The sequence below is a fragment of the [Clostridium] aerotolerans DSM 5434 genome, assembly GCF_000687555.1.
GTDB classification, from domain to species: Bacteria; Bacillota; Clostridia; order Lachnospirales; family Lachnospiraceae; genus Lacrimispora; species Lacrimispora aerotolerans.
Map to the genome: position 1 here is coordinate 55,665 of NZ_JHWJ01000012.1, position 21,392 is coordinate 77,056.

Consider the following 21,392-nt stretch of genomic DNA (forward strand, 5'->3'; position numbering starts at 1 on the left):
ACAAACTCTCATTATCCTCCTGACAAATTATATGTATATGCCCGGTAAACTTTTGATATCCGGGGAAAGATATAAAAAGCGCATCAGGCTCCTGACATAAAACCTGATGCGCTCTCTTTTATTCGCTTAAAATTCTTCTTATGGACTGGATGGGCATAAAATCTACACTTGATACTTTAATGCCATCCTCAGGGCCGCTTGCATGGATGAGCTTATAGTCTCCTCCATAAATTCCGATATGGCCTATGTACGAAATCAGATCACCTGGTTTTGCATTCTCTATTCCATTTATCTCAATTCCTGCTTTTCCCTGCTCTCCTGAGGTTCTTGGCAGGTTGACTCCAAACTGCTTATAGATACTCAGTACAAACCCGGAGCAGTCCGCTCCTTCCGTCAGGCTTGTCCCTCCATACACGTAAGGATTCCCAAGAAACTGCCTGGCATAAGCGGCTACCTCCTGTCCCTTACCTGAGATAAGGCCAGACGACATACCAACACCAGGTCCTTTACTTCCTCCAGATGGGCCTGCCGGACCTGCCAACGCCTCAAACGGCATAGGCGGTACAATGGTTATGTTCTGAGTCTTTAACGTATCAGCCTTTGCCGGAACACTTCCTGCAGAGATTAAAAAAAGACTTAATATGAATGCTTTGACCAATAATTTCTTTCGCATATATTTCTCCCTGTCTGATGTTTTTTATAATCCCATCTCCACGGCTTCTTCCAGAAGGAACCGGTGGTATGTCACATGATTTTCATGAAACTTTAAATAGTATCTGTAATAATCAAAGGAGGCGTCTTCAAAAAATATGATATAATCGCACTCCTCCTGGTCTGATGATTTGCAGATAATTCTTCCCTTGGAATAGTTTCCAAATACGCTTAAGATATCATCCAGTGTGGTACCTGGCTTTTCCACCGCTTTGATAAATTCTCTTAAAAACCCGTTATCCTCCACATTCTGATATACGTATTCCACTCCTTCGGGGGAAATTTCAAAACAAAACCGTTCCTGGCTTTTTGTAATCCTTACGCTGTGAAGCCTGTCCTTTGTATATTCCTTAAAGCCTTCCATAAAGGCCTTTATCTCTTCTTTTGATTCTCCATCTATCTTTACTGCTCTTATAAGAGCCTTTTCCGGATAATAAAACCGAATGGCTTCTCTTTCGTATCCTAATTTAATCTGAACTTCCTTGATTGAATTAATGAGCATCTGTTCTAAAAAAGCATACTGCATGTCTCTTCTCCCAACCTGGTGCCTGTCCTTTTTAGGCAACATCTATCCCTATTATAGTCAATCATCACCTTACCAGTCAAGTCCGTTCTGCTATAGGTGGAGCCTTCGGATGATTTTATAAATTATGGCACCTTCCATTACTAAGGGCTGGGAATGGGCAAAAAAGACGATTCCTTCTGCCGGGGCCAAAATATGGCTGATGACCTCTCCTTCAAAGGGATCGAGAATCTCTGCAAGGACATCTCCCCGTCTTACCTCCTGTCCCGGCTGAAAGCAGGGACGGTAAATACCGGCCTGGTCTGTCCTTACACTTGCCAGGTCATTTTCATGAAGAACCGTGGCAATGTAACCGCTGTGGCCTGGATATCGGATCATACCCATTCTTGTTAAGAAGCGAAGTACAGAGGCCGCTGCAAGCTTGGCTGACTCTTCGTCAATCTGATCTGTACTGCTGGTGTAAACAGAGAATGCATTGGTCCCATTTATCTGCCAGTTATAATTTAGAGTCACCTTATCAATTGGCTTTGCTTCCCGTATAAGCACATAGGGTAAACCAAATAAATTAGCAAGGCTTGGATTTTGTACCCCAGTGTCCATCATTCTCACATGGGGAATAAAATCTCCGGGCATATAAAAGCTGGTAAACTGAATGCCATAGCTGTATTCCTTGACTGCCTCAAAGACTCCTGCTGCGATCCGCTTTGTAGTTTCTCCCTTCAGCTCTCCCGGGAACATACGGTTGATATCGGAATCATCGGTGGGCCAGAATCTTTTTCCCACATTCATGGACGCTGTATTAATGGTTGGGATTACTACGATCTCGTTGCCCTTAACAATGGCGCCTCTCTCCTCCAGTTCTTTTAGCTGGCGGATGAGCTGGGAGCATATATAGAGCTGCTGAACTTCATTTCCCCGGCATGCTCCCATGATGCAGACGGACTTGTCTCCCTTTCCAAAGTGATAGCCGTAGATGTCCATATGATCACGGTAGAGGTTGCTCACCGTAAAAATGGGTTCTTTTCTCATTCCTCTTCCCCTCCTAACACCCTGGCCAGCAGGGAACCGGTAGAAACCACCGGATATTCTCTTAAGGTGAAAACAAGACCGGAGATAGGAGATACCACTTCCTCCATGATCGTTCCGTCCAAAGGATTTAAGATCTGTCCCATTGGCTGGCCTTCTTTCACCACTCCCAGATGCTCTACAAAAGGCATGAAGATTCCAGCCTTTTCTGCATGGACAAGACCGAGCTTCCGGTTTAAGGATATCATAGGTTCCTTGGGAATAATGGTCTCTCCTGTCCACATGCCAAGCTCCTTCATCAGGCAGAAGATGCCCTCTGTTATCTGATGCCCGTAGCTTCTGGTGATCCGCATTCCCACGCCCATCTCTACCACAAAGGTAGGAACACCGATGCTGTTTAAGCCATGGGATAGAGTGGATTCAAGCACCGGAGCACTTTCATGAATCCACACAAGGTCCACGTTCATCTTTTTTGCATAGGAAAGCAAAGCCTCCGCCCGGCTTCCGCTCATTCTTATCTGAGGAATCTCTCTTAAGAATATATTGCTTGCATGAAGGTCTACACAAAAGTCTGAGCCTTCTATATCTGCCATGATCCGGGAGGCGATATGCTCTGTCACGGCGCCTTCCTCATCTCCTGGAAAAATACGGTTCATATCAATATCAAAGCCTGGCACTCCTCTGGTAACGGAATCTACCCCAAGAGGATTGAGGGCTGGATAAATATCTACAATTCCTTTTAAATGCTCTTTCTTTTCCCCAAGGAGCCGGTTCAGTTCATAGCAGACAAACTGCCCTTCCAGCTCATCACCATGAACCCCAGTGACAATGCTTAACCGCTTCTCATCTCCTGACAGCTTGTCCGGAGCGATTCTGTTCTTATATATATTCCAGCTCTCTCCTACAGGAAGCCCTACGGATACTACCTTTTCAATCATTCATCCACACCCTAACATTTCTATATTCTCATCAATAGCAATCATCTCCCATAAAATGCGGGTGATGCACCTTCTAAAAAAGGCAACGTATGCCCAAAATAGCGCCGCTGCCTAAGAAATAATATACCGTTTTTTTAAGAATTTGTCAATGAAGCCTGGTTCTCTAAAAGAATCTGAAGCACCATGGAGTCTCTGACTTTGCTTTTATGTGACAGGGGTTTTCCATTGGATCGGACAAGTCCATTTTCACACCATTTCTTTGCATGGTTTCTGGAAATGGAAAACTTCCGGACCAGCAGGGCATCCAATCTCAAATCGAATCCGGCAGGTACCCGTAATTCCACTTCCATGATTCCTTCCATATTGCTGGTGCATTCCATCTCCTTCTCGATTACCTGGTATTCCATCCGGTTCTGGGATATTTCTGCTTTATTCTTTATAAAAATTTCTTTGTCATTGCCATATTTCACTGCCAGGTCTTTGGAATTACTTAAAAACCCGTTGTATTCTTCCTTATTCACCCGCCCTGCATCTATCCGCTCCAGTACTGTCAGGTTATAGGTGGTATCACAGCATTCACACCGGAAGATCAGCCAGACATCAAGATGACTTCCATTGGCATTGACCCGGAATTTTTCGCTGTTTTTAAACTCCTTTTTTTCTTTGCACTTGGAACAGTTTTTTAAGATGGACGGCAGCTCTTTCGGCACAATGGTCCACTGGTTCCGTAAATTCTGATTCATAAGCTCCTCCAATCAGCATATCATTTACGGACTACTCTACCATGGCTGTCTTCCTGCTCCCACCTCATACTCGTTTCTGATGCAAAATGGAGAGTCTGGTTTGGATTACTCTGGTTCTATGCCCTAACCAATTACACAAAAAAAGACAGAGCATCATGTCATCTTTGATGCTTTGCCTTTTCCATATTTCTTTTTTCCTGCAGCACGATCCTCTGAATGCTTTTTTCCGATAGATAATATCGTTCTGCAAGGACACTGACGCAGGTGCCGGATGCGTAATCCCGAAAGATTGACCGGTCACGCCGGCATCTCTCTTCTCTGGCCCCGGTTCCCTCTCCCCAGGTCCTTTTGTTTTCCTGTTTTCTTGGAATATAAATATATTCCCCGTCTATATACTTCTGGATCATTTCCACCAGTTCCTCTGGCATGATCTCACTTGCTTTCTGATAGCGCATCGCTGCCTCCCAAACATATTTTTCTGTCCGGAATAGCAAAGGCTATACAATTACTTAATTCACTGCATAACCTGTGCTATGCAGTCTTTTTGGGTTCCATCATAGAATAATCGCCTCCTATTTTTTGTATCTATGGGCATTGATTGATTCTATTGTACCATAGGAGCACATAGATGAACACCTCAAATTCGAATCAGAACGAAGTTTGGGGCAGGATTTTAACTCTTAATGGTGACTCCAAGATATCTGGAAAGCTCTGCTGCCTGGTATAAATCAACAACAGCTCCACCTATCTCTTTCCCATCGTCAGAGAGAATCAGCCCTTTAATATTGCTGGTGGTAAAGTCGGTCCCTCTTAGCAGTGTCTTAAAAAAACTGGCTCTCTCTAAGTCCGCCCCATTCCAGATGACATCCTTAAAATGGCACTGGGTCAAAAAGCTGCCCCGCAGCTGGCTCTCTAAAAAACGGACATGCTCCAGCTTACAGGAATCTAAATTTGCATAATCAAGGTTACAGTCTGTAACCTTCATGTGAAGAATGGTGCTCCCGCCAAATATAGCCCCCATTCCTTTGCAGTGGCTAAACTCCGTCCGGTTAAAATAGCTGTCGGTAAATACACTGTTTGAAACATCACAGGAACGAAAGATCACATCGTTAAATTCTCCCCGCAAAAAGCTGCAGTCCTGAAAGCTGCAATTTTCAAATATAACGGAGTAAAAGCGCATATGAGAAAGCTCTTCCCCTGTCATATGAATATTTTTAATGAGCGTATGTCTGACCGCTTCTTCCTCCTCTTTTTGAAGAAAAAGCTGGTCAGCCTCTTCATACACCCATTCCATTTCTCCATTTAAAATGGGAGCAAGTAATTTCTGGGCCATGGATCATGGTTCTCCTTCCCTGTTTTCCTGCTATTATTATGCCATAATGAGGAAAGAGGGACAACCCTTTGATATCAATCTTTTTCAACCACGAAAATGAAATTTATCAACTTCCTCTTGTAGGTTTCCTGCCAGCTGGGACAGTTCCTCACTGGAGGAGGAAAATTCCTCTGCCGCTGCGGAATTGGTCTGTACCACACTGGATATCTGCTCCATTCCCTGAGTGATCTGATGAATGGCATCTGCCTGCTCTGCTGTCGCCTTTGTTATTTTATTCACAAATCGTTCCACCTCTTCTGCCCCTTTTACTGCCTCTGCGAGGATTTTGGCTTCCCGATCTGCGATCTGACTTCCTTTTTCCACTGCGCTCAGGGAATTTTCGATTAGAATGGCAGTACTTTTTGAGGCTTCGGAGGCTTTCAATGCCAGGCTCTGTACCTCTCCGGCTACCACTCCAAAGCCTTTTCCAAATTCTCCGGCATGAGTTGCCTCTACGGCTGCATTGAGGGCCAGGATCTTTGTCTGGTAGGCAATGTCTTCAATGGTTTTTATGATTTTCTTAATTTCCCCGGAGCTTACTTTAATCTCTGTCATGGCCTTTAACATTTCCTCCATCTGTTCGCTTCCTTTCATGATTTGTTGTCCGGTGTCTGAGACTCTTTGAGTGGCTTCCTTTGCATTTAAGGCATTCTCTTCTGACTGAAGGGATATTTCGCCAATTCCAGCCGCCTGCTCTTCCATGGAAGCGGCCTGTTCCGCTGCACCTTGGGCCAGGGCCTGGGCACCGGCTGATACCTGCTCTGCACTTGCGTAAAGCTGCATGGAGGAATGGTTCATTTCTTTTAAGGAATGTGTTAAGGTGCTGTTTAATTTACGAATAGACAACAGGATCTCGCTAAATTCTCCCTGGTAGCTTTCTTCTGCCTGGGTATCCAGATCGAAATTGCCGTCTGCCATTTCGCCTAAAAGGTACTGGATATCGGATAGCATGAGTTTTAGGTTATGGGACATTTTATCAAAGGTCTCTGCCAATGCTCCTATTTCATCGCCGGAGCGGTAGGTTACTTCTATGTCAAAATTCCCCTCCGATATTCCCGTTGCAGCGTCCACGACTGTTTTTAGTGAATCAAGGAGACGTCTTAATACCATAGGAAATACGATGAGAAGCATTACAAGAGCGGCGATACAAACAAGGCTTAGAAACAGCACTGTCTCATTGACTGACTGGTTCATATCCTTGACTGTTATGGTGGAAAGGGACCACCAGGTATCATTTCCTGCGTGAATGGGGTAGAAGAAACGCATCACTTCGGTTCCATCCTGCCTTACCGTTTTCATCTGAAAGGCATTTCCATTTCCCAGCATGGACTGGACCTTTGCATATTCATCCTCTAAGGGAATAAATTCCTGAAGGCTTTTTCCCATGTTGGCAGGGTCCTGGCTGTGGTAGACGATTGTTTGATTGCTGTCGAAGATTGAGGCGTACATGGAAGGGTATCTGTCGGTGGCTGCATCTACCTTTTTAAAATTCTCCAGGTTGATCTCTGCTACGCTGACGCCCTTTAACCGGTTCTTATAAAAAAAGGGTACGCCATAGGCAACCACAATATTACCGTCTTCTTTGATAGGTTCTGTTACATGAGGGGTACCGTATATGGCTGGTGTATGATAGTATTCCTGAGTGGAATACTGGTCGTATTCTCCATATGCCTCCAGCTCACCGGATTGGCTTTTCTTGCCTGCATAGATTCCGTAGTCTCTTAAATTGGGCTGAAACTGATAGGGCTCGAACAGAACAATCATGCTTTCTATATCGGGATTGCCTGCTACTGTGTTTCTAAGGGATTCACTTAAGTATTTTTCTGCGTCCCTTGCGATTGGAGTCAGGGTCTTATGATAGAACTGGCTTTCCAACTGTTTGACGTAGGTATCCGGTCCTGTAGGAATGACCGCCTGCATTGGTGTCTCTTCTGCAGACTCATAGGATCTTTCCATGTATTGCTTTACATTTACGGCTGCTTTATCGGCTTCATCAAAGATCTGCTGGATCTGAATGCCATTCATCTTTGCTTTGGTGTTCAACTCTCCCATAACGGTTTGAGATATGGCTTTTCTGGATAACACAGCTGTCATGGTGATTAGAAGTACAAAAACGGCCAGAAGTATGATTCCCAGAATGAATGACAGCTTTCGTGACAGATTTAATTTCTTTCCCATATTCCTTCCCCTTTGAATCCCAGATAAGGGATATTTGCATTGTGCTTGACCAGTTTGTTCAGGCTGCGCGGACGTTCATTGATTTTGGACGCGAAAAGGCCTGTATTCATATTACTTTAGGATATTCTATGGGGAATTGAGTTGTTACGGGGATGCGAAAGCTGATTCATAAAAAATGAGCAGGACTCTCTTTTACAGAAAGTTCTGCTCGTTTATACTTTTTATTATTTATGATAAGGCTCCCCACAAATAATCCGGTAGCTGCGGTAAATCTGTTCCAGCAATATCACCCGCATTAGCTGATGAGGAAATGTCATTCGGGAAAAGCTAAGCTTATAATCGGCCCGCTTTAGTACCGCATCTGACAGCCCAAGGGAGCCACCGATGACAAATACAATCTGGCTGGTTCCTCCGATTCCCAGAGAGTCGATTTTCTCAGATAGCTTGACGGAATCCAGCATCTCTCCTTCAATGGCAAGGGCAATCACATAAGCGCCATCTTTGATCGAGCCAAGGATCCGCTCCCCTTCCTTTTCCTTAATCTGGCGTTCCAGCACCTCGCCAGCATGATCCGGTGTTTTTTCATCCGGCAGCTGAATGATATCCAGCTTGCAGTAACGGCTCAGCCGCTTCGTATATTCTGAAATGGCGTCGGTGTAAAACTTTTCCTTGATCTTTCCGACTGTGACCAAAGTTATCTTCATGTAACTCTCCTATCCATCAAGCTCCTTTTTCATCATGGCGATGAGAAGCTTTGTTACGTCTCTTACTGTTTTTCTCTCTCCGTTTTGTACCTTACGGACTACTTTTCCATCCGGCTTTACGCTGATATGGTATATGATTCTTAAAAACTCCTCGGCTTCTTCCCAGGCTTCCCGGCTCTCTGGAATCAGGTCAAGGCCCATCTGAAATACATGGAACATGCCATCGTATACGGAAAGGCGGTGCTTGACTCCGGCTGCTTTCAGCTTTTTTGCGATGGAAAGGGTATCGCTTAAAAGGACCTCATAGCTTCCAGCCTGTAAAAGAACAGGAGGGAACTGGCTGAATTCGCCAAACAGAGGGGAAATGTAAGGATCGGCTGGATCGTTTTCTCCCACATAGGAAGAATCGTAAAGCATATTTCTGGTGGAATTTCCAAACAAAGGGTCTATCTCGTAGTTTGTCTTATAGCTTTCTCCGCTGTTTGTTAAATCTGTCCAGGCGGACATGGCAATGTAGCCGCCAGGGAGAGGCATATTGTGATCCTTTAAATAAAGACCAAGGGCAAGGCCTAAGCCTCCTCCCGCTGAATCCCCTGCGATTACAATGTTGGCAGGATCGTACTTTTTCTCCTCTATCAGCCATTGATAAGCAAACAGGGCATCCTTAAGAGCGGCTGGATAAGGATTTTCCGGTGCCACCCGGTAGTCCGGGGTCAGTACATCCCCTCCATAGCTGATCTTGGAATATCGGACGGCAAATCTCCGGTAAATGTTCTTCATGGGACCGATGTAGCCGCCGCCGTGAAGCTGTAAGATGACCCGGCCGGTAAAGACACCTACTGGCCTTAGATATTCCATTTTAAAATTCTCATTTTCTATGATTTCATATTCATAGCCAGCCGGACAGACCCAGGCAGGCTCTACGGGATTGCGTCTTAATTCCCCGGTCTGTATGGGCTCTTTTAAGGATGTTTCCATAACATTTTGCATCATTTCTCTCACCAGATTTCCTCTTACGCTTACATTTTTTCTTCTCAAAGCTATGAAGGCTCCTTTCTGCCCTTATATATGAAACCGCCGCTTTAATTCATTTTTGACGCTCCGGTCACCAAGTAAAATGGTGACAGCAAGGAGAATGACCGTCAAGGTAACAGCGACTATGGTAAGGGGCGGTCTGGTAATCAGGCCCGCTGCCCAAAAGATCAAAGGGATAAAGCTGAATACGGTGATAGCGATCTGATACATAAGATAGCTTTGCCAGTTCATTCGGTTTACCAGAATCAAAAAGACTACGGATAAATCAGCAAACAGAATGGTACTTGGAATACCGTAATTCACAGACCAGCCGCTGTAGCCGTTGGAATGATCGATGGCCACCCACAGCGCTTCTGCCGCCGCTGTCTGCAACAGAATCTTAGCACCCAGATTGGAATGATGCAGTAAGGAATATCGGACCGTAATCACCGCGTAAGCCATCAGACCTATGGCAATGACAGACCACATGGAACCGGAATAAGTAGCATAATTAATGATTCCCAGAATGAATGACATGAATATCATCAGGCCATAAAAAACATTGGCTATCTGCTTCATCTTCTCCTGATCGTAACGAATCTGGGGATACATTCCCTTATCGTCCCGCTTTTCCGGAACACCGTTGCTTTCCATTTTTACCGACACTCCTTCTGACTGTAAAAAGGCAAAGAAACGGTCCTGGAGTCTGGTATCCTGAAACACAGAGGTAAAGGTGACCACTACCTCACCACCATAGGAACAGACGGCACATTTTACCGGCTGCCGATTGGAGACTCCGATCAACATATGAAACCGTTCAACGTCTTCCCTGTATTCCTCTAACACATCAATAGGGCCTATGTTTGACAGAGTCATGGTATAGGCTTTATCATTTTTCCGGAACACGTAGTTAATGGCTCCCCATTTCACGAAGAGGGGAACAACCCGCAGATACCATTTTTTCTCGTTGGAAACATTATAGGAGATAACTTCCTCCATCCTTTCCTTTGTAATGTTATGATCCATCTGAGAGCTGACCCTTTCTAATATCTCCGAAAAGGTATGGTCTTTTCCGTCTGATAGATACTCAATCAGGGTAACTGCAAAAAAATTCGCCATGGTCTTGGAATCAAAAAAGGTTCTAAGATTAATGGGAATGCTGATTCCGATGGGAGCATTACTCGCTTTTTTCTCCAGAAATTCTTCATAGATAGACCAGATGAGAGCTGCCGTAAGAAACTTTGTAATACTGACATTGTAACGCTTTCCGGCCTCTTTAAGCTCCTTTAATCCCATATAGCCATGAAGGATATTTTCTTCATCAAGGGGAAGGGGCTCTCCTTTTATATGATAAGCCCTTTTTGAGCTGTATTTACGCTTTTCCGTCTTTTTGTAGTTTCTGACGTAGCTGTCTTCCACATTCATGGAAATATCCGGGGATATCTTCTGGGAAAAGCTATGCTCTGATTTCCAGCCTTTCTTTAAATCCAGATACCGATAGACTAATGCCTTTAAAAAATTCACGGCTCCCAGCCCATCTGTGACTGCATGAAAAACCTCCAGATTAATCCGTCTGTCATAATAGCTGACCCGGAATAAAAACTGGTGGCTGCTCCTTGGATCAATGTATTTACAGGGATAGGTGGTCTCCCTTTCGATGACAGGCATCCTCTTGTTATGTTCAAAATAGTACCAGAAAAATCCTCTTCCCAGCCTGACAGAAAATCCCTCAAACTCAGGAAGGACCTCTTCTAAGGCTGTCTGGAGGGTTCCAGGATCTATCTCTTCTTTTAATGTAGCTGAAATGCGAAACACGCTGCTTAAACTTTTGCTTGCTATAACCGGAAAGATCTTTGCCGTATTATCAAGTCTTCTCCATCTCTCTCCCTGGGGACTTCGTTTCATCCAGTCTGTGCCTCTCTTCTCGTTCCATATGGACGGTATATAATAGTGTTATCTTTTCCCATGATTTGGAAAAGACGGATTTCCCCGGTATGCGGCAGGAAATCCGTCTTATTATTCTACCCTAGACGCGGAAATAATAACCAACGCCCCACTTGGTATGCACATATTTCGGATCGCTTGGGCTGGGCTCTATCTTCTCTCTTAAACGGCGCACATGAACGTCAACGGTACGGACATCTCCTGTGTCCATGGCCTTATTCCCCCAAACAAACGTAAGAAGCTGTTCCCTGCTGTATACCTTTCCAGGATTGCAGGTCAAAAGCTCTAAAAGATCAAATTCCTTGGCGGTCAGGTTAATCTCCTTATCGCCAATAAAGACACGTCTGCTGTCCCGGTCCAGCTTTAAATCTCCGGCGGTAACAAGACGTCCTTCATCCTGACGGTCCCGTCTGCCCTTTTTGGCATTCCTTCGCATGATTGCCTTGATTCTTGCCTTTACTTCCAGAATATTAAAAGGCTTCGTAATATAATCATCAGCCCCGTACTCCAGTCCAAGAATCTTATCCATATCGTTGCCCTTTGCTGTCAGCATAATTATGGGCATCTCGGAAAACTCTCTGATCGCCTGACAGACCTCGTAACCATCAAACTTTGGAAGCATGACATCAAGTAAGACCACGTCATACTCCTTCTGCTTTGCCAGACTGATGGCTTCCTCTCCGTCATACGCACAATCGACGTCCATGCCATCCTGCTCCAGGCTGAATCTCATGCCCTTCACAATTAATTTTTCATCATCCACTACTAAAACACTTGCCATCTCACACCTCTGTCTTCTATCTTAAACCGTTATATCGTCTTTTATCTTTTGAAATGCTGCATCCTTGATTCCGGATATATTCATAATATCCTCGATCCGTTTAAATCCACCGTGGCTGTCCCGGTACTTTATGATGTCCCCCGCTTTGGCTTCTCCGACACCTCTTAAGGTCATCAGTTCTTCCTTTGAGGCAGTATTTAAATTAAGCTTGGAATCCTTCTTTCCGGTTTCTCCTGAATTCGGATTTCCAGCGGTCACTGCTTCTTCTCTGCTTAGGACCACAATCTTCATGCCGTCTCTGATCCGTTCCGCCATATTTAGCTGCTCCGGTGCTGCCTGGGGGGTGAAGCCTCCAGCCTTTTCCACGGCCTCAAATACTCTGCTTTCCTCTGAAAGCTGGTACACGCCAGGAGAAACCACCTCTCCGCAGATATGTATATAGCAGGGCAGACTCCCCTCAGCCTTAGTATCTGAGAAACTGCTGCCCTTAGATTCTTCTGATATCTTTTCCAGGGAAACAGTGCCTGAGGTTTCTTCCATCTCTTTTGTTGACGGTGATAATTTGGTACTATCTGTCCGTTGATAGGAAAACCTGCTTACGGAATAGCATATGCCTGAAATTAAAATACATAAAACGAGTAATATTAATTTCGCTTTCTTATATTTCATGATATCCCTCCTGTTACAAATTTTGGATAAAAAGGATACCATCTTCAGCCTATGTTATTATTCTACCGAAAGAAATACGTAAATACAAGCACTATTTCCAAATTAATTAAATATCATGATTCCGATGATAGCCACTACGGCACCAATCAGCTTTTTCCACTCAAATCCTACCTTTTCCACACCAAAGAGACCGAAAAGCTCAACGCCATAAGCCACGATGATCTGGGATACTACAATAACAAGGGCTGCTTTGGCAGGTCCTAAGGTACTCATGCTTCGAACTACCGTATAGGTGATGAACGCGCCGATGATACCTCCCACGAGCATGTATTTTGGATGCACATTAAGAAGGTCTGCAACATTCTCCCGGCCTGAAAAATACCATAAAACCAGACAGGTCAAAAATGCAGTGAGCTGCACCCAGCCTGTAGACACCCACATGCTGGTCTGTTTCGTCACACCTGTATTTAAGACTCCCTGGATGCTCATAAGTGCCCCTGATATGAGGGCGATTATAAAGCCTGTCATAAATAACCTCCTTTGTTCCTGTTTTCTTTTTCTGCTATATACTAGGTTGTGCCTTATTTTATTTTTTATGCAAATATTATCATTTGACACAACTTGACAAGGGATACCAATTGCGTTATACTCACAGCAACAAATAAATGTTCACACGCTAGGGGAGCCTCAGGCTGAGATTGGTCGTTACCTAACCCTCACTACTTGAACCGGTTAATACCGGCGTAAGGAAGCATCAGTAGTCCCCTCCTGCGCATATAAAAGGAGGTATTTTTATGTCTTTTTTTCTGAATTACTCCGCTGAGAATGCGGAATATATGCTGACCACGGCAGGATATGCAGCTGTGATCCTGTTGTTAGTGGCAGTCTTTTTTGGTTTTCAGTTCTTTTCAAAGTCCCAGGATATAACGCCTCATGTAAAGACCCAGCGTATGGTTTACTGTGCAGGCGCCATGGCTCTTTCTCTGGTGACTTCCTTTATTAAATTCGCCTCACTTCCATTTGGAGGCTCCATCACCCTGTTTTCCATGCTGTTCATCTGCCTCATTGGCTATGTCTTTGGATTAAGAACAGGAATCATGACAGGAGTTGCTTATGGAATTTTGCAGTTTATCATGAATCCATATATATTCGCTCCCATTCAGGTGCTCCTTGATTATCCTCTGGCATTCGGTGCCCTTGGGCTTTCTGGCTTCTTCCGCAATAAAAAGCATGGACTGGTGGCTGGATATATCACAGGCGTTATGGGACGATATCTCTTTCATGTAATTTCCGGTTACATATTTTTTGCTTCTTATGCTCCGGAAGGTACCAATTCCATGATTTATACCCTTGTATATAACGCCACTTATATTCTTCCAGAGTTAATTGTAACCGTTATTATTCTTTATATGCCTCCTATATTTAAGGCAATTACCCAGGTAAAGCGGCTGGCAGTGAATGAATAAACCATAGCTCATAGAAAAAGCTTTTTTAAAAAACAGGAAATAAAAAAAACACCTTGATCGGCCTTTGAAACTCCGTATCAAGGTGTTTTTTTATGTCAACTAATATTTATATCTATCTGTCGAAGCTCCAATTTCCTAATTTGTCTCCAAATTTACAGAGGTATTTCTCTTTCGCTTCTGATTAAAAAGGCGTACTGCTGTTAAAAATGCTCCGATCCCGCATACAGCTGCAGCAAGCAGATAAACACTTCTCATTCCATAGATAAAAACATCGTCACGTCCCTTGATATAATCAGATACATCATATCCTACCAAATGGCTCATTCGGCTATAGAGAATGATAACAGCAAATGTCACTCCGCTGATCAAACCAAGATTTCGAATAAGGGCATTGACGCTGCCGCAGATTCCCAGCATATTTTTCGGAGCCGTAGACATGGTGATGGAGTTATTGGGGGACTGGAACAGACCGTTTCCCACGGACATAACCGCCAGATACACCACTAAAACTGAAATCTCTGTTCGCTCCGTTAAGGTTGACATAAGACAAAGTCCTATTCCGGTCAGGCTAAGACCTGCAAAGGTAAGGATCTCTGACCCTATCTTATCTGACAGATATCCGCTGAGCGGAGCTACCACCGCCAGAATGACAGGAGAGACCATTAAAATAATTCCCGTAAATGCCGGAGAATACTTTAAAGTATCCTGAAGATAAAATGGCAGGATAATGGTAGCGCTGCTCAGTGCCACAAAGGATAAAAAGGCGCATAAGATACTGATGGAAAATAAGCTGTTGCGAAACAGGCTAAGTGGCAGAAGTGGAACCTCTGTCCGGCTCTCCAGATATAAAAACAGGAGAAATGACACCAGGAAAAAGAAAAATCCACCGAGAATCAAAGGACTCCCATATCCATAATTCCTGCCCATAATCAGGGAGAAGAACAGGGAAGCAATGGAAAAGAAGAAAAGAACACTTCCCCTTCTGTCAAATGGCTGTCCTGCTGCCTTCTTGGATCTGGGAAGAATCTTAATTCCCAGAATATAGACGATAATTCCAATGGGCACATTAATTAAGAAGATATACTCCCAGGCAAAGGAATGGATGATAAAGCCGCCCAGTGGCGGGCCTGCCATGGAGCCAAGGGCTACCGCAGTTCCTGAAATACCAAGAGCTTTTCCTCTCTCATTCACCGGAAAGACCTGAGTGATGATACCCTGATTGGTTCCCATAGCCGCCGCTGCTCCCAGGGCCTGAATTCCTCTGGAAATAATCAGCTGCATAAAGCTGTGGGAGATGCCGCAAAGCAGGGAGCCAGCGGTAAATACCAGGACTCCGTAAAGGAAAATCCTTGTCTTTCCTAAAAAATCACCCAGCCTTCCAAAAATTAAAATAGTTCCCACTACCACCAGAAGATAAATGGTGACCACCCAGGCAATTGCTTCCGAGCTTACCGATAACAGCTCTGACATCTGGGGCAGAGCCACGTTTACGATGCTGCTGTCTAAGGTCGCCATAAAGGTGAGCAGCACTACATTGATTAAGATCAGCATACGGTTTTTGTATACTTTTTCATTTGTTTGTTCCATAGATATTTCAGCTCCTCGATTCATATATTTAATTCTCTCTTCTTTCTTCCCCTTTTATTCCTCATCTTTCTGAATCCTTCGAAGATGTCTTGCTTCTTTTAAAACCACATCAAGCATCCTCATAAGTTCTTCCTTCTCCTTCTCATCAAGCCCTTTTGTGATGGCATCGTTCCAGAGGGTCATTTCCTTTTTGATTGCTGGAATCATGGATTTCCCCTCTTCCGTCAGATAAAGTTTGTACGCTCTTGTATCCTTATGGTCTGTCTCTTTTTTCACATATCCCATTTGGATCAGTTTTTTTACTTCTCTGGCTGACATTGCTTTATCCACGTTTAATTCCTTGCTCAGCTGGTTTTGGTTGATTCCATCTTTAAGAGCTAACGCCATTAAAAAGGAACCGCTCCCGCCGCATAATCCGTATGGTTTTAATACTTCATTGGTATAGGACAGGGTACAGCGATAAATACCTCCTGTATACTTACTGAGCTTTCTATATTCTTCTTTCATTCTATCTCCCTTTTCATCATATTCCCCATATTCATTCGGTGGATATTATAGTCCTTTTTAGTTGATATGTCAACTAAATAAGAATAGAAAAATTGTCAGTAGCACATCAGCATGTACTTAAGGAATATAATGAAATAAAAAGCTTAAAAGGAGATATTATGAACGATCAGGTGGAAGCCTTACATGAATTTAAAGCGCTTTTGGAAGAAGCCGGAAAGGACAGCCGGAATTTTAAGATTTATGATAAATTAGGTGAATACTATAAAAAGGAAGGGAATTTAAAACGGGCGTATTTTTGCTTTGTCCACAGTTTTTACCTTTGTGAAGATAAAGAAGAAGCTTCCAGGCTTTCAAACATCATTGATACTATGAAGAAAGATTCACCGGAGGATACCCCCCAGGTATCTCTTCTCATTCCATCGGTACCGGTACTGGCACAAATGAAAGCAATTTTAGCTGCCACACTGGCCCTTAAGGAAGATTCCAACCACGTTGTAATTCTTGACTGGGAGGAATCAAAGGAAGTTACTGACTGGCTGCTTGGCGAAAAAGAAATTACGGTACTGTCTGTCAAAGGACTCACCCTTCATAATGCCTATGAAAAAGCAGTGGAGCTGACAGGGAAAACGGATGATCTTATGATTTTAGATAAAGGCTCTGCTCTCCTTGCCCACGCCCTGTTCCTCCTTCGCATGTCTCTTTACAGAGATGACGAAATTGGCGCTGTCAATGCAGTCACCAACGGACCTGCCTACGGTCTTACAGAATTTGAAGCTCCCATTCGTGGGGCTGATGGTTATGCAATTGAACATAACCTGCCTGGAGATGATAAGATGGCTCCGGCTCTTGTCCCCTCCTGCGGCAGCATTCTGGTAAACAGAAAATGCTGGGATGAGGTCAAAGGCTTTCATCCTTCCTTCCTAACCTTGGAAGTGGCGGAAAAGGATTTAAGCTTCCAGCTTATTTCCTTAAAGAAACTGACCTTTATCTGCCACCACGGCTACGTCTATACCATTGTACAGAATCAGAATAATCCAGCCAGACTCCTGGATTTCAACCATTTTTATGATAAATGGAACGTGCGCCTTAATTATTCCATGTTCAGCCGCCCGGATATCCTTGCCCTCATTACAGATCCAGCCGATACTCCACTAAGAGTCTTAGATGTAGGCTGTGCCTGTGGAGCTTCTCTGCTATCCATAAAAAACAAGTACCCACTGGCAGAGCTTCACGGCATTGAGCTGGATCCCGGTTCATGGAGCATTGCTTCCAAGCTGTTTCCCGTAACTCAGGGAAATGTAGAACAGGATCTGGATTATCCAGGGGAATATTTTGACTATATTATATTTGGTGATGTACTGGAGCACTTAAACCAACCGGAGGCAGTGCTGGTAAATATGAAGCGTTATTTAAAACCAGGTGGTATGATTCTCGCAAGCATTCCAAATATCATGCACATTTCGGTCATCGGTGATCTGTTAAATGGTGCCTTTACCTATCAGGACAGCGGAATTTTGGACCGGACCCACCTTCGTTTCTTTACAAAGGCAGAGATCATCAAAATGTTCTCCCGGGCAGGATATGAAATCCTTGATGTAGGGAACACCAGAGTCTGGGTCAGCGATGATCAGCTGCATCTGATTGAGAAGCTGTGTGCTCTCAGTACCAGTCAGACTGAGGCATTTACCGCTTATCAGTATCTGGTAAAGGCGAAAAAATAAAGGCTGAGAAATAAATAAACAGGACGCATTGCAAAACTGGCTTTACAACCAGGATGCAATGCGTCCTTTTCTCTTACTTAAGTTTTTATGCCTCTCCCAGCTCTTCTACCATCCGGTATCCAACCCCCATCTCAGTCAGGATATACTGGGGGTTGCCAGGATTAATTTCTATTTTTCTTCGTATATTGGCCATATTCACCCGCAGAGTATGGCTCTCATCGGTATACAGTCCCCAAATTTCCCGGATGATAAAATCATGAGTCAATACTTTGCCTGCATTTTTGGAAAGAAGCACCAGAATCTTGTATTCAATGGGAGTTAAATGAACCCGCTCTCCAGCCTTTAATACGATTCGCTTTCCATAATCAATTTCCAGATTCCCTACCATGAATTTATCTGCTTCATGACCTCCCGTGCCTGCTGCCTCTGTGCTGTGGCGGATAGCCGTCCGAATCCGGGCAAGAAGCTCTGGTGTGCCAAAGGGCTTTACGATATAATCATCTGCCCCAAGATCAAGAGCTGCCACCTTCTCCCGTTCATGGCCTCTGGCCGATACTACAATGATCGGAATCTTTGACCAGCTACGGATCTTTTTCAGTATCTCCACCCCGTCCATATCAGGAAGACCAAGGTCTAATAAAATGATATCAGGGATGTGAGAAGTGAACATGGAAAGTCCTTCCCTTCCTGTTTTAGCTTTTATGACCTGATAATCGTTAGAAGTTAAAACTGCTGAGATGAAATTGCAGATGGCATCCTCATCTTCAATGATTAAGACCGTTGGTTTCATATCCATTTCATTCACTTCCTTTCAATGGCAGAGTAAGGCGAAATACGGCACCTTTCCCCTCCCTGTTTTCAGCCCTTAATTCGCCTCCATGAGCGTTTATGATGGTCTTGCAGATAGACAGTCCGATTCCAAGGCCTCTGGCTGAATCCGGGCTTCTATGTTCTGCCGGCTTATTTCCGGTAAAAAGATAAGGAAATTCCTCCTGGGAAATCCCCTTTCCCCGGTCCATGACCATAAATTCAGCCCTATCTCCATTCTTTTTTAAATGGAGCTCCACAGGGGTGTCCTCTGGGGAATACTTGATCCCATTTTCCAAAAGATTGATGAGCACCTGTACAATCAGCGTGCCATCCATGGGAACCTCCAAGTACTCCTCTGGTACATACACCATGATTTCCCGATGGGGAAACCTGTGCTTGATTCTGCTTACTGCCTCTCCCACTACCTCTTCCGCTGCCTCCGGTTTAGTTACTAAATTAGATGCACTTTCGTTAATTCTTGTAACCGAAAGAAGATTTTCCACCATGCGAATCAGCCACTGGGATTCCTCCTGAATATTGGCGATAAGGCTGTCTCTTGTAGCCTCGTCAAGCGCTTTTCTGTTTTCCAAAATTGCAGAGCTGGAGCCTAATATACCGGCAAGGGGTGTGCGCAGATCGTGAGAAATGGCCCGCAAAAGCGTGCTTCTCATTCTCTCCTTTTCTGACTCCACCACAATGCGGTTCTGCTCATCAGAAAGCTTCTGCCTCTCCAGAGCCATGGCTGCCTGGGAGGCGATCATCCGCAGGAAAAGACGGGTATCGTGATCTAACTTTCCCTTTTTACAGGAAATGCCCCAAACAGCAAGAACCTTCCCCTGGGAAACCACAGGCATATAAAAGGCGGCAGCTCCCATTAAAGTATCCGTTCCTGCCCCGGCACGTTTCTGATTGAGAAATACCCAGTGTGCCACTGCCTTTTCATCCGGAGAATTTAAGACAGAGGCATCCACATCGTCAAATGCCTGCATGACCGCTCCATCTTCCCCCTGCTCCGGGTCCAATGAAAAGAACACAATGGATCGGTCAAACAGCCTGGTAATGTAGTCATTGGTCAATGATACAATCGTTTCAAGTCCTCTGGCTGCCAAAAGCTTTTTGTTGATCTCATAAAGCACCTCCGTCCGGTGCTCCCTTTTTACCGCAAGCCTTGCTTCCGCTTTAATCCTAACAGTCATGGCACTTGTAATGAGAGCCACCAAAAGCATAACAAGAAAGGTCAGCGGATAACCGGTTTGTATGGCGTCCAGGGTAAAATAAGGCTCTGTAAAAAAGAAATTAAAGGTCAGGACGCTGATGACGGAAGAGGCAATACCATATACATACCCTTCTGTGACTCTTGAAATCAGTAAAACGGAAAAAATATAAACCATAATGATGTTCTGGTTCATGATATCCAGACCATGAAATCCAAAGGACAGTAAAGTAGCTGCCACCAAGATAGCAAAGGATTTCATGGAATCTCCTAAGGATAGATGGGGCATTTCCACGTTTAAATTTTTACGTGGTTTTCGATAGCTCCGTTTTCCCACAGTTCCAGGGATGATATGGACCTCTATGGCTGGCAGAAGGGAAATCAGCTTATCTTCTAAATCCTCTTCAAACAGACTTTTCAGTGTTGTTCGATTCCGGCTCTTACCCACCACTATATTTGTAATTCCCGACAACTTTGCGTATTCCGATATGACAATGGCTAGGTCATGGCCGGTCAGATTTACAATTTCAGCCCCCAGCTTTTCTGCCAGCTCTATATTCTCCTGAATGGTCTTTTGCTGCTGCTTTGTGACTCCTTTGCTTTTGGTATCTTCCACATAAAGAGCGCTCCAGCTTGCATGAAATGCTTCTGCTGCCCTGGCAGTCCAGCGGATACATTTGGCAGAGGAGGGCGAGGGTCCGATGCAGACCAGCATCTTTGTATTTGCCAGCTTATCGGATAAGCTGCGCTGGTTTTGATTTTCCAGACTGATCTTATCAGCCGTACACCTAAGAGCAATTTCCCGCAAAAGCCTTAGATTCTCCCGGCTGAAAAAGTTCTGCATTGCCAGCCTGGCACGGTCAGGGCCGTAGACCTTACCGCCTTCCAAACGGCGCAGAAGCTCTTCCGGCTCAAGATCCACCAGTTTAATTTCCTCTGCCCGGTCAAAAATGTAATCCGGTACGGTTTCCTGGACCCTGATTGTTGTGATGTTCTCTACGACATCATTTAAACTTTCCATGTGCTGGACATTCACCGTGGTGTAAACATCAATACCAGCTGCCAACAGCTCCTCAATATCCTGATACCGTTTTTTATTTCTTCCACCTTCCCCATTGGTGTGGGCCAGTTCATCTACTAAAATCAGCTCCGGCCTTCGCCTTAGGGCTTCATCCAAGTCGAATTCTTTTAACTCTATCTTCCGGTATGATACCGTTTTTGGAGGGAGAACAGGAAGTCCTTTAAGCTTTTCCATGGTTTCCGGGCGTGTATGAGGCTCGATATAGCCAACCAGAACATCCACTCCGCTTCTATAAAGCTCCTGAGCCGCATCAAGCATGGCATATGTTTTTCCAACACCAGCCGCGTATCCAAAAAAGATTTTAAGCTTGCCTGCCGGCTTTGATTCTCCGGCTTTGATCGTCTCTAAAATTTCATCGGGATCCGGCCTCTGGTCCATCAGATCCATTCCTGCATCACCACCTT

General features: G+C 44.5%; 20 protein-coding genes and 1 riboswitch. Of the genes, 2 read left to right on the plus strand and 18 right to left on the minus strand.

What is annotated here, in order from left to right:
- Nucleotides 1-118 precede the first annotated feature (118 nt).
- From T546_RS23740 to T546_RS0115825, 14 genes are all read right to left on the minus strand, one after another.
- Nucleotides 119-673, minus strand: a complete 555-nt coding sequence (locus T546_RS23740) for a C40 family peptidase (protein ID WP_051629890.1) — start codon at nucleotides 671-673, stop codon at nucleotides 119-121.
- A 24-nt stretch (nucleotides 674-697) separates the two neighbouring features.
- A complete protein-coding gene (locus tag T546_RS0115765; protein WP_026892450.1) occupies nucleotides 698-1,237 on the minus strand; it encodes a DUF3877 family protein in 540 nt (179 codons plus the stop codon).
- A 90-nt stretch (nucleotides 1,238-1,327) separates the two neighbouring features.
- Nucleotides 1,328-2,263, minus strand: a complete 936-nt coding sequence (locus T546_RS0115770) for a M14 family metallopeptidase (RefSeq protein WP_026892451.1) — start codon at nucleotides 2,261-2,263, stop codon at nucleotides 1,328-1,330.
- Nucleotides 2,260-3,198 (minus strand): M14 family metallopeptidase, encoded by a 939-nt coding sequence (locus T546_RS0115775; RefSeq protein WP_026892452.1) that lies wholly within the window; start codon nucleotides 3,196-3,198, stop codon nucleotides 2,260-2,262. Before T546_RS0115775 ends, T546_RS0115770 begins: the two co-directional genes overlap by 4 nt.
- A 134-nt stretch (nucleotides 3,199-3,332) precedes the next feature.
- On the minus strand, nucleotides 3,333-3,941 hold the full coding sequence (locus T546_RS0115780; protein ID WP_026892453.1) for a DUF1062 domain-containing protein: 609 nt from the start codon (nucleotides 3,939-3,941) through the stop codon (nucleotides 3,333-3,335).
- A 158-nt stretch (nucleotides 3,942-4,099) separates the two neighbouring features.
- Nucleotides 4,100-4,396 (minus strand): CD3324 family protein, encoded by a 297-nt coding sequence (locus T546_RS0115785; protein WP_026892454.1) that lies wholly within the window; start codon nucleotides 4,394-4,396, stop codon nucleotides 4,100-4,102.
- Nucleotides 4,397-4,614: 218 nt separating this feature from the next.
- Entirely contained in the window at nucleotides 4,615-5,274 is a 660-nt protein-coding gene (locus T546_RS0115790; protein ID WP_026892455.1) for a pentapeptide repeat-containing protein, read from the minus strand.
- Nucleotides 5,275-5,358: 84 nt separating this feature from the next.
- Entirely contained in the window at nucleotides 5,359-7,491 is a 2,133-nt protein-coding gene (locus T546_RS23745) for a methyl-accepting chemotaxis protein (protein WP_051629892.1), read from the minus strand.
- 224 nt (nucleotides 7,492-7,715) lie between these two features.
- Nucleotides 7,716-8,195, minus strand: coding sequence for a 23S rRNA (pseudouridine(1915)-N(3))-methyltransferase RlmH (gene rlmH / locus T546_RS0115800; RefSeq protein WP_024838719.1), 480 nt, complete (start codon nucleotides 8,193-8,195; stop codon nucleotides 7,716-7,718).
- A gap of 9 nt (nucleotides 8,196-8,204) precedes the next feature.
- Nucleotides 8,205-9,233 (minus strand): alpha/beta hydrolase, encoded by a 1,029-nt coding sequence (locus T546_RS0115805; RefSeq protein WP_026892456.1) that lies wholly within the window; start codon nucleotides 9,231-9,233, stop codon nucleotides 8,205-8,207.
- A 24-nt stretch (nucleotides 9,234-9,257) separates the two neighbouring features.
- A complete protein-coding gene (locus T546_RS0115810) occupies nucleotides 9,258-11,114 on the minus strand; it encodes a DUF6320 domain-containing protein (RefSeq protein WP_026892457.1) in 1,857 nt (618 codons plus the stop codon).
- Between the two features lie 121 nt (nucleotides 11,115-11,235).
- A complete protein-coding gene (locus T546_RS0115815; protein ID WP_024838722.1) occupies nucleotides 11,236-11,934 on the minus strand; it encodes a response regulator transcription factor in 699 nt (232 codons plus the stop codon).
- A gap of 21 nt (nucleotides 11,935-11,955) precedes the next feature.
- A complete protein-coding gene (locus tag T546_RS0115820; protein WP_026892458.1) occupies nucleotides 11,956-12,603 on the minus strand; it encodes a ComEA family DNA-binding protein in 648 nt (215 codons plus the stop codon).
- Between the two features lie 102 nt (nucleotides 12,604-12,705).
- On the minus strand, nucleotides 12,706-13,131 hold the full coding sequence (locus T546_RS0115825) for a DMT family transporter (protein ID WP_026892459.1): 426 nt from the start codon (nucleotides 13,129-13,131) through the stop codon (nucleotides 12,706-12,708).
- Between the two features lie 140 nt (nucleotides 13,132-13,271).
- Nucleotides 13,272-13,370: riboswitch (TPP riboswitch) on the plus strand.
- 27 nt (nucleotides 13,371-13,397) lie between these two features.
- On the opposite strand from T546_RS0115825, the gene thiT reads away from it, so the two are divergent.
- Nucleotides 13,398-14,069 carry an energy-coupled thiamine transporter ThiT gene (gene thiT, locus T546_RS0115830; protein WP_026892460.1) on the plus strand — a complete coding sequence of 224 codons (672 nt, stop codon included), beginning with the start codon at nucleotides 13,398-13,400 and terminating at the stop codon, nucleotides 14,067-14,069.
- Between the two features lie 135 nt (nucleotides 14,070-14,204).
- Here thiT and T546_RS0115835 read toward each other — a convergent pair whose 3' ends face one another.
- On the minus strand, nucleotides 14,205-15,656 hold the full coding sequence (locus tag T546_RS0115835; RefSeq protein WP_026892461.1) for an MFS transporter: 1,452 nt from the start codon (nucleotides 15,654-15,656) through the stop codon (nucleotides 14,205-14,207).
- Nucleotides 15,657-15,710: 54 nt separating this feature from the next.
- Entirely contained in the window at nucleotides 15,711-16,163 is a 453-nt protein-coding gene (locus T546_RS0115840; protein WP_026892462.1) for a MarR family winged helix-turn-helix transcriptional regulator, read from the minus strand.
- A gap of 158 nt (nucleotides 16,164-16,321) precedes the next feature.
- Between T546_RS0115840 and T546_RS24705 the strand changes: the two genes are divergently transcribed.
- Nucleotides 16,322-17,884, plus strand: coding sequence for a class I SAM-dependent methyltransferase (locus T546_RS24705; protein WP_051629893.1), 1,563 nt, complete (start codon nucleotides 16,322-16,324; stop codon nucleotides 17,882-17,884).
- Between the two features lie 85 nt (nucleotides 17,885-17,969).
- On the opposite strand, the gene T546_RS0115850 is transcribed toward T546_RS24705, so the two are convergent.
- Both T546_RS0115850 and T546_RS0115855 read right to left on the minus strand, forming a co-directional pair.
- Complete coding sequence (locus T546_RS0115850) at nucleotides 17,970-18,680, minus strand: response regulator transcription factor (protein WP_026892463.1); 711 nt, start codon at nucleotides 18,678-18,680, stop codon at nucleotides 17,970-17,972.
- Between the two features lies 1 nt (nucleotide 18,681).
- Nucleotides 18,682-21,375: a sensor histidine kinase gene (locus T546_RS0115855; protein ID WP_026892464.1), complete on the minus strand. Its 2,694-nt coding sequence runs from the start codon at nucleotides 21,373-21,375 to the stop codon at nucleotides 18,682-18,684.
- Between the last annotated feature and the right edge of the window lie 17 nt (nucleotides 21,376-21,392).

Coding starts and splice junctions, on each gene's coding strand:
- T546_RS23740 (WP_051629890.1), bottom strand. CDS start 673: ATGCGAAAGAAATTATTGGTCAAAGCATTCATATTAAGTCTTTTTTTA.
- T546_RS0115765 (WP_026892450.1), bottom strand. CDS start 1,237: ATGCAGTATGCTTTTTTAGAACAGATGCTCATTAATTCAATCAAGGAA.
- T546_RS0115770 (WP_026892451.1), bottom strand. CDS start 2,263: ATGAGAAAAGAACCCATTTTTACGGTGAGCAACCTCTACCGTGATCAT.
- T546_RS0115775 (WP_026892452.1), bottom strand. CDS start 3,198: ATGATTGAAAAGGTAGTATCCGTAGGGCTTCCTGTAGGAGAGAGCTGG.
- T546_RS0115780 (WP_026892453.1), bottom strand. CDS start 3,941: ATGAATCAGAATTTACGGAACCAGTGGACCATTGTGCCGAAAGAGCTG.
- T546_RS0115785 (WP_026892454.1), bottom strand. CDS start 4,396: ATGCGCTATCAGAAAGCAAGTGAGATCATGCCAGAGGAACTGGTGGAA.
- T546_RS0115790 (WP_026892455.1), bottom strand. CDS start 5,274: ATGGCCCAGAAATTACTTGCTCCCATTTTAAATGGAGAAATGGAATGG.
- T546_RS23745 (WP_051629892.1), bottom strand. CDS start 7,491: ATGGGAAAGAAATTAAATCTGTCACGAAAGCTGTCATTCATTCTGGGA.
- rlmH (WP_024838719.1), bottom strand. CDS start 8,195: ATGAAGATAACTTTGGTCACAGTCGGAAAGATCAAGGAAAAGTTTTAC.
- T546_RS0115810 (WP_026892457.1), bottom strand. CDS start 11,114: ATGAAACGAAGTCCCCAGGGAGAGAGATGGAGAAGACTTGATAATACG.
- T546_RS0115815 (WP_024838722.1), bottom strand. CDS start 11,934: ATGGCAAGTGTTTTAGTAGTGGATGATGAAAAATTAATTGTGAAGGGC.
- T546_RS0115820 (WP_026892458.1), bottom strand. CDS start 12,603: ATGAAATATAAGAAAGCGAAATTAATATTACTCGTTTTATGTATTTTA.
- T546_RS0115825 (WP_026892459.1), bottom strand. CDS start 13,131: ATGACAGGCTTTATAATCGCCCTCATATCAGGGGCACTTATGAGCATC.
- thiT (WP_026892460.1), top strand. CDS start 13,398: ATGTCTTTTTTTCTGAATTACTCCGCTGAGAATGCGGAATATATGCTG.
- T546_RS0115835 (WP_026892461.1), bottom strand. CDS start 15,656: ATGGAACAAACAAATGAAAAAGTATACAAAAACCGTATGCTGATCTTA.
- T546_RS0115840 (WP_026892462.1), bottom strand. CDS start 16,163: ATGAAAGAAGAATATAGAAAGCTCAGTAAGTATACAGGAGGTATTTAT.
- T546_RS24705 (WP_051629893.1), top strand. CDS start 16,322: ATGAACGATCAGGTGGAAGCCTTACATGAATTTAAAGCGCTTTTGGAA.
- T546_RS0115850 (WP_026892463.1), bottom strand. CDS start 18,680: ATGGATATGAAACCAACGGTCTTAATCATTGAAGATGAGGATGCCATC.
- T546_RS0115855 (WP_026892464.1), bottom strand. CDS start 21,375: ATGGATCTGATGGACCAGAGGCCGGATCCCGATGAAATTTTAGAGACG.